The sequence below is a fragment of the Streptomyces sp. NPDC058289 genome (assembly GCF_042880975.1).
In the GTDB taxonomy this organism is placed as follows: domain Bacteria; phylum Actinomycetota; class Actinomycetes; order Streptomycetales; family Streptomycetaceae; genus Streptomyces; species Streptomyces stoeckheimensis.
In genome coordinates, this window is record NZ_JBHVYI010000016.1 from 107372 (window position 1) to 120568 (window position 13197).

The window sequence follows — 13197 nt, forward strand, 5'->3', positions numbered from 1 at the left end:
ACCCGACCGGGGATGCCTCACATATGGGGCATCCCCGGTTGGTCGTTCCGCGGAAGGTGCAGACGCCGGTAAGGTGGCCTGCACCTTTGCTTGTACACATTCGTCGATCCCTCAGACCGTCACCTCTGACGCAGTAGCGCGGGGGTCGCAGGAGGCACCGTGCTCACCGCGTTCGCCCGGGCGTTCAAGACGCCCGACCTGCGCAAGAAGCTGCTTTTCACGCTCGCCATCATCGCGCTGTACCGACTCGGTTCCCACGTGCCGGTACCCGGTGTGAGCTACAAGAACGTTCAGATCTGCGTGGACCAGATGGGGGCGGGCAACAACAGCCTCTTCGGTCTCGTCAACATGTTCAGCGGTGGCGCGCTGTTGCAGATCACGATCTTTGCGCTCGGCATCATGCCGTACATCACGGCGAGCATCATCCTGCAGCTGCTGACCGTGGTCATCCCGAAGCTGGAGAACCTCAAAAAAGAGGGTCAGTCCGGCACGTCGAAGATCACTCAGTACACGCGCTATCTGACGGTCGCGCTCGCGATCCTGCAGGGCACCGGCCTCGTCGCCACCGCCCGCAGCGGCGCCCTCTTCCAGGGCTGCCAGGTCAAGGACCAGATCGTCCCCGACCGGTCGATCTTCACGACCGTGGTCATGGTGCTCACCATGACTGCCGGTACCTGCCTCGTCATGTGGCTCGGTGAGCTCATCACCGACCGGGGCATCGGCAACGGCATGTCGATCCTTATGTTCATCTCGATCGCCGCCGGCTTCGTCGGCTCCCTGTGGGCCATCAAGGAGCAGGGCAAGATCGCGGACGGCTGGGTCGAGTTCGGCGTGGTCATCCTGGTCGGCCTCGCGATGGTGGCCCTGGTGGTCTTCGTCGAACAGGCGCAGCGGCGGATCCCGGTCCAGTACGCGAAGCGCATGATCGGCCGGCGTGCGTACGGCGGTACCTCGACGTACATCCCCCTCAAGGTGAACCAGGCCGGTGTCATCCCGGTCATCTTCGCCTCGTCGCTGCTGTACATCCCGGCGTTGATCGTCCAGTTCAGCGGTTCCACCGCCGGCTGGGCCAACTGGATCAGCAAGCACTTCGTCAAGGGCGATCACCCGTACTACATCGCCACCTACTTCCTCCTGATCGTTTTCTTCGCGTTCTTCTACGTGGCGATCTCGTTCAACCCCGAGGAAGTTGCAGACAACATGAAGAAGTATGGTGGGTTCATTCCGGGCATCCGCGCCGGTCGGCCTACCGCCGAGTACCTCAGCTACGTACTCAACCGGATCACCTGGCCGGGGTCGCTGTACCTGGGTCTGATCGCTCTTGTGCCGACGATGGCGTTGGCCGGCTTCGGAGCGAACCAGAACTTCCCGTTCGGCGGGACGAGCATCCTGATCATCGTGGGTGTGGGTCTGGAAACCGTGAAGCAGATCGAGAGCCAGCTCCAGCAGCGTAATTACGAAGGGTTCCTCCGCTGATGCGAATCGTCCTCGTCGGCCCGCCGGGTGCGGGCAAGGGAACGCAGGCGACTGTCCTTGCCGAGACCTTGTCGATCCCGCACATCTCCACGGGCGACCTGTTCCGGGCCAACATCAGCCAGGGCACCGAGCTCGGCCGGCGTGCGAAGGCGTTCATGGACGCGGGTGACCTCGTCCCGGACGAGATCACCATCGGCATGGCCAAGGACCGCATGGAGCAGGAGGACGCCGCCGGCGGTTTCCTGCTCGACGGTTTCCCGCGCAACGTCTCCCAGGCGGAAGCCCTCGACGTGATGTTGAAGGCCGGGGCCATGAACCTCGACGCCGTCCTCGACCTGGAGGTCGAGGAGGACGAGGTCGTCAAGCGCCTCGCCGGCCGTCGCACCTGCCGCAAGGACAGCTCGCACATCTACCACGTGGACTACCGCCCGTCGAAGGTCGAGGGTGTCTGCGACGTCGACGGCGGCGAGCTGTACGTGCGCGAGGACCAGACCGAGGAAGCCGTGCGCAACCGGCTGGAGGTCTACCACACCCAGACCGAGCCGATCATCGACTACTACAAGGCCCAGGGCCTCGTGTCGACGATCCCGGCCCTGGGTGAGGTCAAGGACGTCACGCAGCGTGCGCTGGACGCCCTGAAGAAGTAGCCAGAAGCAGTTCACCTGTAGTGCAGCCCCGGCCGCGGTGTCCCCAGGACGCCGCGGCCGTACTGTTGAAAGACCCGATTCTGAAGGTGGCAGGTACGTCATGGTCCAGATCAAGACCCCCGAGCAGATCGCGAAGATGCGTGAGGCGGGGCTGGTCGTCGCTGCGATCCACGCGGCGACCCGTGAGGCGGCCGTGCCGGGCGCCACGACGCGGGATCTGGACATGGTGGCCCGCAAGGTCATCGCGGACGCCGGCGCCAAGTCGAACTTCCTCGGCTACGGCGGGTTCCCCGCGACCATCTGCACCTCGGTCAACGAGGTCGTGGTCCACGGCATCCCCGACGACAAGACGGTCCTCAAGGACGGCGACATCATCTCGATCGACGCCGGTGCGATCGTCGACGGCTGGCACGGCGACGCCGCGTACACCGCTTTCGTGGGCTCTGGGCACGCCCCTGAGCTCGTGGAGCTCTCCCGGGTGACCGAGGAGTCCATGTGGGCCGGTATCGCCGCCATGAAGCTCGGCAACCGCCTCGTGGACATCTCGAAGGCGATCGAGACCTACATCAAGCGGCAGCCGCGCCCGACCACGGGTGAGCACAGCCTCGGCAAGTTCGGGATCATCGAGGACTACGGCGGCCACGGCATCGGTTCCGAGATGCACATGGACCCGCACCTGCTGAACTACGTCTCGCGCAAGCGGGGCAAGGGCATCAAGCTCGTCCCCGGCCTGTGCCTGGCGATCGAGCCGATGGTCTCGCTGGGCACCGCCCAGACGGAGGTCCTGGCGGACGACTGGACGGTCATCACCACGGACGGCACCTGGTCCTCGCACTGGGAGCACTCCATCGCCCTGACCGAGGAGGGACCGATCGTCCTGACCTCCCCGGACTGCGGCAAGGCGAAGCTGGCGGAGTACGGCGTGTCCACCGCGCCGGACCCACTGGGCTGAGGCGGGTCGGCCCCGGCTGGGCCGACCGGTATGGGCAGGATTGATGATCTATCCTGTAGGGCACACTTTCCGGATTCGTCTTTCAGTGGGCCCTGACGTAGACTGACTCGTCGGCTCCTTTGCACCCGCATGTCCTCATGCGAAGGCGGGGGAGCTGATCAAGGTAGCCGATTCGAAAGGCGAAGCGTGGCCAAGAAGCAAGGTGCCATCGAAATCGAGGGCACCGTGATCGAGTCCCTCCCGAACGCGATGTTCAAGGTGGAACTCCAGAACGGTCACAAAGTCCTCGCGCACATCAGCGGCAAGATGCGCATGCACTACATCCGCATCCTCCCTGATGACCGGGTCGTCGTGGAGCTCTCTCCGTACGACCTGACGCGTGGCCGGATCGTCTACCGATACAAGTAGATCTTGTCTTCGCTCCCGTCCGGACGTCCTGTCCCGACGCGGGTGGTGGCACTGACCCGGAGAACCTCACCAACATGAAGGTCAAGCCGAGCGTCAAGAAGATCTGCGACAAGTGCAAGGTGATCCGCCGTCACGGTCGGGTCATGGTCATCTGCGACAACCTGCGCCACAAGCAGCGCCAGGGCTGACGCACGCCGACCGACCTGCACTACGCAGTTCTTCGCGCGACGTAAGAAAACGTACATACGCAGAACCCGCCCAGCCCTGACCAGGGCCGGCGGCACCTCCGGCGGGGGCCGGGGACCCGGGCGTACCACCACCCACACAGGAGTGGTCGGCGGTCGGGGTTCGGTTCTGCGGAAGACCCCCGAACACACAGGAGCCATTGAATGGCACGCGTTTCCGGTGTTGACATCCCGCGCGAAAAGCGTGTGGAGATCGCACTTACCTACGTCTTCGGTGTCGGTCGCACCCGGTCCAAGGAAATCCTTGCGGCCACCGGTGTGAACCCCGACACCCGCGTTCGTGACCTGGCCGAAGAGGACCTCGTCAAGATCCGCGAGTACGTGGACGCCAACCTCCGCACCGAGGGTGACCTCCGCCGCGAGATCCAGGCCGACATCCGTCGCAAGGTCGAGATCCAGTGCTACCAGGGTGTTCGCCACCGTCGTGGCCTGCCCGTGCACGGTCAGCGCACCAGCACGAACGCCCGTACCCGCAAGGGTCCGCGTCGCGCGATCGCCGGTAAGAAGAAGCCGGGCAAGAAGTAGTCCTGTTCAGCGGTCTTGCGCTGTAGGACCGACCACCTCCCGTAGGAGATTTAGATGCCCCCCAAGGGTCGTCAGGGCGCTGCCAAGAAGGTGCGCCGCAAGGAAAAGAAGAACGTCGCTCATGGGCACGCCCACATCAAGAGCACGTTCAACAACACCATCGTTTCGATCACGGACCCCGCGGGCAACGTGATCTCTTGGGCCTCCGCCGGCCACGTCGGCTTCAAGGGCTCGCGCAAGTCCACCCCCTTCGCCGCGCAGATGGCCGCCGAGTCGGCCGCCCGTCGCGCGCAGGAGCACGGCATGCGCAAGGTCGACGTCTTCGTCAAGGGTCCCGGCTCCGGCCGTGAGACCGCGATCCGCTCCCTCCAGGCCACTGGCCTCGAGGTCGGCTCGATCCAGGACGTCACCCCCACCCCGCACAACGGCTGCCGTCCGCCCAAGCGTCGCCGCGTCTGATTCGGCGACGCCGGGCTTCGCGCCTGTGCGTCTTTGAGTGTCCGGGCGGTACGAACCCCTCGCGGGGGACGTACCGCCCGTACCCTTGTAGTTCGTAGCTCTGTGCTGCACTCCGTCGGGCGTCAAATAGTGGGCGTCCACGAATGAAGGAATCCACATGCTTATCGCTCAGCGCCCCTCGCTGACCGAAGAGGTCGTAGACGAGTACCGCTCGCGGTTCGTGATCGAGCCGCTGGAGCCGGGCTTCGGCTACACCCTCGGCAACTCGCTCCGCCGCACGCTCCTGTCCTCGATCCCGGGTGCCGCTGTCACCAGCATCCGCGTGGACGGCGTCCTGCACGAGTTCACCACCGTGCCGGGTGTCAAGGAAGACGTCACCGACATCATCCTCAACATCAAGCAGCTGGTCGTCTCCTCGGAGCACGACGAGCCGGTCGTGATGTACCTGCGCAAGCAGGGTCCCGGCCTGGTCACCGCTGCCGACATCGCGCCCCCGGCCGGTGTCGAGGTGCACAACCCGGACCTGGTCCTCGCCACGCTCAACGGCAAGGGCAAGCTGGAGATGGAGCTGACCGTCGAGCGCGGTCGCGGCTACGTCTCCGCCGTCCAGAACAAGCAGCTGGGCCAGGAGATCGGTCGCATCCCGATCGACTCCATCTACAGCCCGGTCCTCAAGGTCACCTACAAGGTCGAGGCGACCCGAGTCGAGCAGCGCACCGACTTCGACAAGCTGATCGTCGACGTCGAGACCAAGCAGGCCATGCGCCCGCGCGACGCCATGGCGTCCGCCGGCAAGACCCTGGTCGAGCTGTTCGGTCTGGCCCGCGAGCTCAACATCGACGCCGAGGGCATCGACATGGGCCCCTCGCCGACGGACGCGGCCCTGGCCGCTGATCTCGCCCTGCCGATCGAGGAGCTCGAGCTCACCGTTCGGTCGTACAACTGCCTCAAGCGCGAGGGCATCCACTCCGTGGGTGAGCTCGTCGCCCGCTCCGAGGCCGACCTGCTCGACATCCGCAACTTCGGTGCGAAGTCGATCGACGAGGTCAAGGCGAAGCTGGCCGGCATGGGCCTGGCCCTCAAGGACAGCCCGCCCGGATTCGACCCGACCGCCGCTGCCGACGCCTTCGGCGCCGACGACGACGCGGACGCCGGTTTCGTCGAGACCGAGCAGTACTAAGCACCACCAGAAACTTTCCCGCGGCATCCGCCTCGGGGGAACTGTCACCGGTACCTGACACGGCCGGTGCAGATATGAAGGAGTATGACCATGCCGCGTCCCGCAAAGGGTGCCCGTCTGGGCGGCAGCGCCGCGCACGAGAAGCACCTCCTCGCGAACCTCGCGAAGTCGCTCTTCGAGCACGGCCGCATCACCACCACCGAGGCCAAGGCCCGCCGCCTGCGTCCCTACGCCGAGCGTCTGGTGACCAAGGCCAAGAAGGGCGACATCCACAACCGTCGCCTGGTGCTGCAGACGATCACGGACAAGAGCATCGTGCACACGCTGTTCACCGAGATCGCCCCGCGCTACGAAAACCGCCCCGGTGGTTACACGCGCATCACCAAGATCGGCAACCGTCGTGGCGACAACGCCCCGATGGCCGTGATCGAGCTGGTCGAGGCCCTTACGGTCGCCCAGCAGGCCACTGGTGAGGCCGAGGCCGCCACCAAGCGCGCCGTGAAGGAGGCGGAGGCCGCTGAGGCTCCCGCCGCCGAGGAGACCAAGGAGGCCTGATCCCTTCCGGGATCACGCTGAACGGCTCTGAACGGGCCCGCCCCCTCACCGGGGCGGGCCCGTTCTGCATTGGTGCGAAAGACGCAGCTGAGAGGATCTGTCACGTGAGTGACGAGGTGGAGCCCGGACACGTCCGGGTCAGGCTGGACCTGAGCTACGACGGCAAGGACTTCTCCGGCTGGGCGAAGCAGCGCGTGCTGCGGACCGTCCAGGGGGAGCTGGAGTCGGCCCTGCAGACCGTGATGCGGCTGCCCGACCCGGTGGAGCTCACCGTGGCCGGCCGGACCGACGCGGGCGTGCACGCGCGCGGGCAGGTCGCGCAGTTCGACGTGCGCGACGAGGTGTGGGCCGAGCACCAGGACAAGCTCCTGCGCCGCCTCGCCGGGCGGCTGCCGCACGACGTACGGGTGTGGAAGGCCGCCGAGGCCCCCGCCGGGTTCAACGCGCGGTTCTCCGCGATCTGGCGCCGCTACGCCTACCGCGTGGGCGACCACCAGGCCGGCGTGGACCCGCTGCGGCGAGGGCACGTGCTCTGGTACCAGTGGCCGCTCGACGTGGACGCCATGAACGAGGCCGCCGCCGCGCTGGTCGGGGAGCACGACTTCGCCGCGTACTGCAAGAAGCGCGAGGGGGCCACGACCATCCGCACCCTCCAGCAGCTCAGCTGGGAGCGGGACGCGGAGGGGATCATCACCGCGACCGTCCGCGCCGACGCCTTCTGCCACAACATGGTCCGCTCGCTGGTCGGGGCCCTGCTGCACGTAGGCGACGGCCACCGGACGACCGACTGGCCCGGGAAGGTGCTGGCCGCGGCCGTACGGGACTCCTCGGTGCACGTGGTCAAGCCGCACGGGCTGACCCTGGAGGAGGTCGGCTACCCGGCCGACGAGCTGCTGGCCGCCCGCAGCAAGGAAGCACGGAACCTGCGGACGCTGCCGGGAGCCGGCTGCTGCTAGTGCTCGTAGCCGACTAACTCGTTTGGGCGGATCGGCGCCGGACCTGGACAATGCCCCGCATGGGACATCTCGAAGCCAGCCACCTGGAGTACTACCTTCCCGACGGGCGGGTTCTGCTCCCCGACGTCTCCTTCCGGGTGGGGGAGGGGTCGGTCGCCGCCCTGGTCGGGGCGAACGGGGCCGGCAAGACCACGCTGCTGAAGATGATCTCCGGCGAGCTCCAGCCGCACGGCGGCGGTGTGACCGTCAGCGGCGGGCTGGGCGTGATGTCGCAGTTCGTGGGCTCGGTCCGCGACGAGACGACCGTACGGGACCTGCTGGTCTCGGTGGCCCAGCCGCGGATCCGGGAGGCCGCCAAGGCGGTGGACCGGGCCGAGCAGCTGATCCTGACGGTGGACGACGAAGCCGCCCAGATGCAGTACGCGCAGGCGCTCAGCGACTGGGCCGACGTGCAGGGGTACGAGGCGGAGACGCTGTGGGACGTCTGCACGATGGCCGCGCTGGCGATCCCGTACGACACGGCGCAGTTCCGCGAGGTGCGCACGCTCTCGGGCGGTGAGCAGAAGCGGCTGGTCCTGGAGGCGCTGCTGCGCGGGCCGGACGAGGTGCTGCTGCTCGACGAGCCGGACAACTACCTGGACGTCCCGGGCAAGCGGTGGCTGGAGGAGCAGCTGGCGGCCACCCGCAAGACGGTGCTCTTCGTCAGCCACGACCGGGAGCTGCTGACCCAGGCCGCCGAGAAGATCATCAGCCTGGAGGCGAGCCCGAACGGCTCCGACGTCTGGGTGCACGGCGAGGGCTTCGGCACGTTCCACGCCGCCCGCAAGGAGCGCTTCGCGCGCTTCGAGGAGCTCAAGCGGCGCTGGGACGAGGAGCACGCCCGGCTGAAGGCCCTGGTGCTGCGACTGCGCGGCCAGGCCGCGAGCAGCCCGGACATGGCCTCGCGGTACCACGCGATGCAGACCCGCTTCAAGAGGTTCGAGGAGGCCGGTCCGCCGCCCGAGCCGCCGCGCGAGCAGGACATCAAGATGCGGCTCAAGGGCGGCCGTACGGGCGTGCGCGCGCTCACGGTGGAGAACCTGGAGCTCACCGGGCTGATGAAGCCCTTCTCCCTGGAGGTCTTCTACGGGGAGCGGGTCGCGGTCCTGGGCTCGAACGGCTCCGGGAAGTCCCACTTCCTGCGCCTGATGGCGGGGGAGGACGTCAAGCACACGGGTACGTGGAAGCTCGGCGCCCGCGTGGTCCCCGGCCACTTCGCGCAGACCCACGCCCACCCCGAGCTGTTCGGCCGCACGCTCGTCGACATCCTGTGGACGGAGGCGGCGAAGCCGCTCGGCCAGGCGATGGGCGCACTGCGCCGCTACGAGCTGGAGCGCCAGGGCGAGCAGCCCTTCGAGAGGCTCTCGGGCGGCCAGCAGGCACGGTTCCAGATCCTGCTGCTGGAGCTCGCGGGTACGACGGCGCTGCTCCTGGACGAGCCGACGGACAACCTGGACCTGGAATCGGCGGAAGCGCTGCAGGACGGGCTGGAGGCGTACGACGGCACTGTGCTGTGCGTCACGCACGACCGGTGGTTCGCCCGGACATTTGACCGTTACCTGGTCTTCGGTTCGGACGGTGTTGTACGGGAGACTACGGAGCCCGTCTGGGACGAACGTAGGGTCGAGCGAAAGCGCTAGGGGTAGACCGCCCCCGGCTTGGGTCGAGGGGACTTCGTTGTGGGGCTGCGGCCGAGTGTCTGGGTCATGAAGTGGGACAGCCCGTCCTCCTGGGACCGGGGGGTGGCCTGGCTGCTGCGGCCGGCCCCCCGGTCCTGGCGGTTCGTGGGCCTGGTGATCCTGCTGTCGGTGGCGGTCTCGGCGAGCCTGCGGGTGAACTGGGGCTCGGACAACGCCTTCGTGGTCAAGGCCGCCGACGCCCTGCTCGCCGGGGTTTCCCCGTACGAGGACAAGCGGTTCCTCTACCTGCCCAGCGCCGTGATCATGGCGATTCCCGAGGCCCTGCTGCCGGCGCCGCTGCTGCGCTGCGTGCTGCCGCTGGGGATGACCGGGCTCGTCGGCCTCGGCTGGTGGGCCTCGCTGCGGCTGTTCTCGGTACCGGTGCGCTCGCGGCTCGCGGTCGGCGGTTTCGCGCTCTTCGCGCTGGCCTACAAGCCGTACATCAACCTCGTGCTGATCGCGAACTGGACGGCCATCTCCGCCGCCGCCCTCCCGGTGGCGCTGCTGCTGGCGCACCGCAAGCACTGGGCCGCGGCCGGGCTGGTGGTGGGCCTCGCCATCGCGTGCAAGCCGATGCTGGTGCCGATCGGGCTGCTCTTCCTCCTGGCGCGGCAGTGGCGGGGACTGGCCCTGGCGGTGGGGGTGCCGGTGGGGCTCTCGCTGGCGGGGGCGCTGATGATGCCGCACCCGATGCTGTTCTTCACCAAGACCCTGCCGTTCCTGCTCCAGGGCCAGGATTCCTACGCACTGCCCTGGGACGCCTCGCCGATCGCCGCACTGCCCAGGCTGGGGGTGCCCGCGCCGCTGGCGGTCGTGCTGGCCTTCGCGGGGGCCGGGTGCGGACTGTGGGCGACCTGGCGGCGGTGGCGGCGGCCGGTCGAGGTGGACGGCGACGCGGGCGAGCTGAGGCTGGTGGAGACGGCCTGCATGGTGATGCTCGCCGCATTCCTGGTGTCGCGGCCCTCCTTCGACCACTACCTGATCGTGGTGCTCCCGCTGCTGCTGGCATCGGGGGTGCGGGCGGGCTCGATGCCGCGCTCGCCCTGGTTCTGGGTCGCTCTGGTGCCCCAGACCGCGGGCATCCCGTGGCCCTCGGAGTTCGAGGCCAAGAGACGGGCATTCCGGGACATGGTGACGCTGTGCGCGCTCGCCGGACTGCTGGCGCGTCGAGCACTGCGCCCGATCCGGGTTACTCTGGGACCTGTACGAACTACGGGGTCCCCACCCAGGACCGAACCGGAGTGCGCCGCGACCCCCGTCGAAACGGGTTCGCGGACCGCGTTTTGACCCTTCCAGGTCTTCAGGGGTACCCTGCTGGTTCGTTATGCGTATTGGCTTTCTCATTCTCACGTGAATTTGCCTTACGCCGGTCCACCGGGCCGATGACCAGCGGTACACACGGGTTGCGTCTCCGATGTGAACCAGGGCTGTCGTGATCGTCCGTGGTGACCCATGTCAGGACCCGTCCCTCGGGCTCACCCCCCGGGGATGACCCACCACTGAAGAAGCGAAGGCATACGCGTGCGTACGTTCAGCCCCAAGCCCGGCGACATCTCGCGCCAGTGGCACGTCATCGACGCCCAGGATGTTGTCCTCGGCCGTCTGGCGACCCAGGCCGCTACCCTCCTGCGGGGTAAGCACAAGCCGACTTACGCCCCCCACATGGACATGGGCGACTTCGTCATCATCATCAACGCCGACAAGGTTCACCTGTCCGGCAACAAGGCGACCCAGAAGATGGCGTACCGCCACTCCGGTTTCCCGGGTGGTCTGCGTTCGGTCCGCTACGACGACCTCCTGGCGAACAACCCGGAGAAGGCCGTCGAGAAGGCCATCAAGGGCATGATCCCCAAGAACACCCTGGGCCGTCAGATGCTCTCGAAGCTGAAGGTCTACTCGGGCGATGTGCACCCCCACGCTGCTCAGCAGCCGGTGCCGTTCGAGATCACCCAGGTCGCGCAGTAGTTCCGGCCACCACACCCCCTAAGACAAGAAACTTCTGAGGAGCATCGTGGCCGAGACCACCGCCGAGACGACCCCCGTCGAAGAGTTCGAGGGCAACGTCGAGGAGTACACCACCGAGTCTGTGGAAGCCGTTGAGGGCGACTACACCTCCGAGTCCCTTGCCGGTCGCTTCGGTGACCCCCAGCCGGCCGCCGGCCTGGGCCGTCGCAAGAACGCCATCGCCCGCGTCCGGATCGTTCCGGGCACCGGCAAGTGGAAGATCAACGGTCGCACCCTTGAGGACTACTTCCCCAACAAGGTGCACCAGCAGGAAGTCAACGAGCCGTTCAAGCTGCTCGAGCTCGACAACCGCTACGACGTCATCGCCCGCATCTCGGGTGGCGGCGTGTCCGGCCAGGCCGGCGCCCTGCGCCTCGGTGTGGCCCGTGCGCTGAACGAGGCGGACGTGGACAACAACCGCCCGGCGCTGAAGAAGGCCGGCTTCCTCTCCCGCGACGACCGTGCGGTCGAGCGCAAGAAGGCCGGTCTCAAGAAGGCCCGTAAGGCTCCGCAGTACAGCAAGCGTTAATCTCGCCTGCTGTTCAGCACGATTCCGCCCCGGAAGCACTCTGTGTGCTGCCGGGGCGGTTCGTTTACCGCCAAAAGCGGCAAATAATTGGCACAACTGCTCATAGCGAAGTGTGAACTCGGGAGGACAACAGTGGGACGACTCTTCGGGACGGACGGTGTACGAGGCGTCGCCAACGCGGATCTGACGGCCGAGCTCGCGCTCGGCCTCTCCGTGGCGGCCGCGCACGTACTGGCCGAGGCGGGGACCTTCGCTGGTCATCGGGCCACCGCGGTGGTCGGCCGGGACCCCCGCGCATCGGGCGAGTTCCTGGAGGCCGCAGTCGTCGCCGGCCTCGCGAGCGCGGGCGTGGACGTCCTGCGCGTCGGTGTGCTGCCCACCCCGGCGGTGGCGTATCTCACCGGTGCGCTGGGCGCCGACCTCGGCGTCATGCTCTCGGCCAGCCACAACGCCATGCCCGACAACGGCATCAAGTTCTTCGCGCGCGGCGGGCACAAGCTCGCCGACGAGCTGGAGGACCGGATCGAGGCGGTCTACGAGGACCACCGCACGGGCGCTCCGTGGGACCGCCCGACGGGCGCCGGTGTCGGCCGCGTCTCCGACTACACCGAGGGCTTCGACAAGTACGTCGCCCACCTCATGGGTGTGCTGCCCAACCGTCTCGACGGCCTCAAGGTCGTCCTGGACGAGGCGCACGGCGCGGCCGCCTACGTTTCGCCCGAGGCCTTCACCCGGGCCGGCGCGGAGATCGTCACCATCGGTGCCGAGCCCGACGGCCTGAACATCAACGACGGCTGCGGCTCCACCCACCTCGGTCTGCTGAAGCAGGCCGTCGTCGAGCACGGGGCCGACCTCGGCATCGCGCACGACGGGGACGCCGACCGCTGCCTCGCCGTGGACGCGAACGGCGAGGAGATCGACGGGGACCAGATCCTCGCGGTGCTGGCGCTGGCGATGCGCGAGGCCGGGCACCTGCGCGAGGACACCGTCGTCGCCACCGTGATGTCGAACCTGGGCTTCAAGCTGGCCATGGAGTCCCAGGGCATCAACGTCGTGCAGACCGGCGTCGGCGACCGGTACGTCCTGGAGTCGATGAAGGAGCACGGGTACGCGCTGGGCGGCGAGCAGTCCGGCCACGTGATCATCCTCGACCACGCCACCACCGGCGACGGCACCCTGACCGGCCTGATGCTGGCGGCCCGGATCGCGGCCACCGGCAAGTCCATGGCCGAGCTGACCGGCATCATGACGCGGCTGCCGCAGGTGCTGGTCAACGTCCCCGACGTGGACAAGTCGCGGGTCACCACCTCGGGCGAGCTGGCCGCGGCCGTCGCCGAGGCGGAGCGGGAGCTCGGCACGACCGGACGCGTGCTGCTGCGTTCGTCGGGCACGGAGCCCCTCGTACGCGTGATGGTGGAGGCCGCCGACATCGAGCAGGCCCGCTCGGTCGCGGGGCGCCTCGCGGACGTGGTGAAGTCGGCGCTCGGCTAGAGCCCGCCCGACCGTCATGACAGCGGCCCCGCGCTACGAAGCTTCGTAGCGC

General features: G+C 67.8%; 15 protein-coding genes. All 15 read left to right on the plus strand.

The genetic code is table 11. The annotated features are described in order from the left end of the window. Window positions 1-159 precede the first annotated feature (159 nt). The 15 genes from secY to glmM all read left to right on the plus strand — a co-directional run bounded on the left by secY (window position 160) and on the right by glmM (window position 13145). The gene (gene secY, locus ACFVX6_RS11300; RefSeq protein ID WP_389690117.1) at window positions 160-1476 is read left to right on the plus strand and encodes a preprotein translocase subunit SecY; all 1317 of its coding nucleotides are present in this window, start codon (window positions 160-162) and stop codon (window positions 1474-1476) included. After that, window positions 1476-2123: an adenylate kinase gene (locus ACFVX6_RS11305; RefSeq protein ID WP_389690119.1), complete on the plus strand. Its 648-nt coding sequence runs from the start codon at window positions 1476-1478 to the stop codon at window positions 2121-2123. The genes secY and ACFVX6_RS11305 overlap by 1 nt, the downstream gene beginning before the upstream one ends. A 100-nt stretch (window positions 2124-2223) precedes the next feature. Further along, on the plus strand, window positions 2224-3075 hold the full coding sequence (gene map, locus ACFVX6_RS11310; RefSeq protein ID WP_266912804.1) for a type I methionyl aminopeptidase: 852 nt from the start codon (window positions 2224-2226) through the stop codon (window positions 3073-3075). Window positions 3076-3261: 186 nt separating this feature from the next. Next, window positions 3262-3483 carry a translation initiation factor IF-1 gene (gene infA / locus ACFVX6_RS11315; RefSeq protein ID WP_003956442.1) on the plus strand — a complete coding sequence of 74 codons (222 nt, stop codon included), beginning with the start codon at window positions 3262-3264 and terminating at the stop codon, window positions 3481-3483. Between the two features lie 74 nt (window positions 3484-3557). Then, on the plus strand, window positions 3558-3671 hold the full coding sequence (gene rpmJ, locus ACFVX6_RS11320) for a 50S ribosomal protein L36 (RefSeq protein WP_003956441.1): 114 nt from the start codon (window positions 3558-3560) through the stop codon (window positions 3669-3671). A gap of 201 nt (window positions 3672-3872) precedes the next feature. Further along, window positions 3873-4253: a 30S ribosomal protein S13 gene (rpsM, locus tag ACFVX6_RS11325; protein WP_053682609.1), complete on the plus strand. Its 381-nt coding sequence runs from the start codon at window positions 3873-3875 to the stop codon at window positions 4251-4253. 54 nt (window positions 4254-4307) lie between these two features. After that, on the plus strand, window positions 4308-4712 hold the full coding sequence (rpsK, locus tag ACFVX6_RS11330; protein ID WP_006376016.1) for a 30S ribosomal protein S11: 405 nt from the start codon (window positions 4308-4310) through the stop codon (window positions 4710-4712). A gap of 157 nt (window positions 4713-4869) precedes the next feature. Then, the gene (locus tag ACFVX6_RS11335; protein WP_008739666.1) at window positions 4870-5892 is read left to right on the plus strand and encodes a DNA-directed RNA polymerase subunit alpha; all 1023 of its coding nucleotides are present in this window, start codon (window positions 4870-4872) and stop codon (window positions 5890-5892) included. 90 nt (window positions 5893-5982) lie between these two features. Beyond that, window positions 5983-6447, plus strand: coding sequence for a 50S ribosomal protein L17 (rplQ, locus tag ACFVX6_RS11340; protein ID WP_250751467.1), 465 nt, complete (start codon window positions 5983-5985; stop codon window positions 6445-6447). Between the two features lie 104 nt (window positions 6448-6551). Beyond that, entirely contained in the window at window positions 6552-7403 is an 852-nt protein-coding gene (truA, locus tag ACFVX6_RS11345) for a tRNA pseudouridine(38-40) synthase TruA (RefSeq protein WP_243333379.1), read from the plus strand. A 59-nt stretch (window positions 7404-7462) separates the two neighbouring features. Then, window positions 7463-9082 carry an ABC-F family ATP-binding cassette domain-containing protein gene (locus tag ACFVX6_RS11350; RefSeq protein ID WP_389690122.1) on the plus strand — a complete coding sequence of 540 codons (1620 nt, stop codon included), beginning with the start codon at window positions 7463-7465 and terminating at the stop codon, window positions 9080-9082. Window positions 9083-9148: 66 nt separating this feature from the next. Next, on the plus strand, window positions 9149-10408 hold the full coding sequence (locus tag ACFVX6_RS11355; RefSeq protein WP_389690124.1) for a glycosyltransferase family 87 protein: 1260 nt from the start codon (window positions 9149-9151) through the stop codon (window positions 10406-10408). Between the two features lie 234 nt (window positions 10409-10642). Further along, a complete protein-coding gene (rplM, locus tag ACFVX6_RS11360; RefSeq protein ID WP_112447734.1) occupies window positions 10643-11086 on the plus strand; it encodes a 50S ribosomal protein L13 in 444 nt (147 codons plus the stop codon). 46 nt (window positions 11087-11132) lie between these two features. Then, on the plus strand, window positions 11133-11654 hold the full coding sequence (gene rpsI / locus ACFVX6_RS11365) for a 30S ribosomal protein S9 (RefSeq protein WP_356507267.1): 522 nt from the start codon (window positions 11133-11135) through the stop codon (window positions 11652-11654). Window positions 11655-11786: 132 nt separating this feature from the next. After that, complete coding sequence (gene glmM, locus ACFVX6_RS11370) at window positions 11787-13145, plus strand: phosphoglucosamine mutase (protein ID WP_389690127.1); 1359 nt, start codon at window positions 11787-11789, stop codon at window positions 13143-13145. Window positions 13146-13197: the final 52 nt, after the last annotated feature.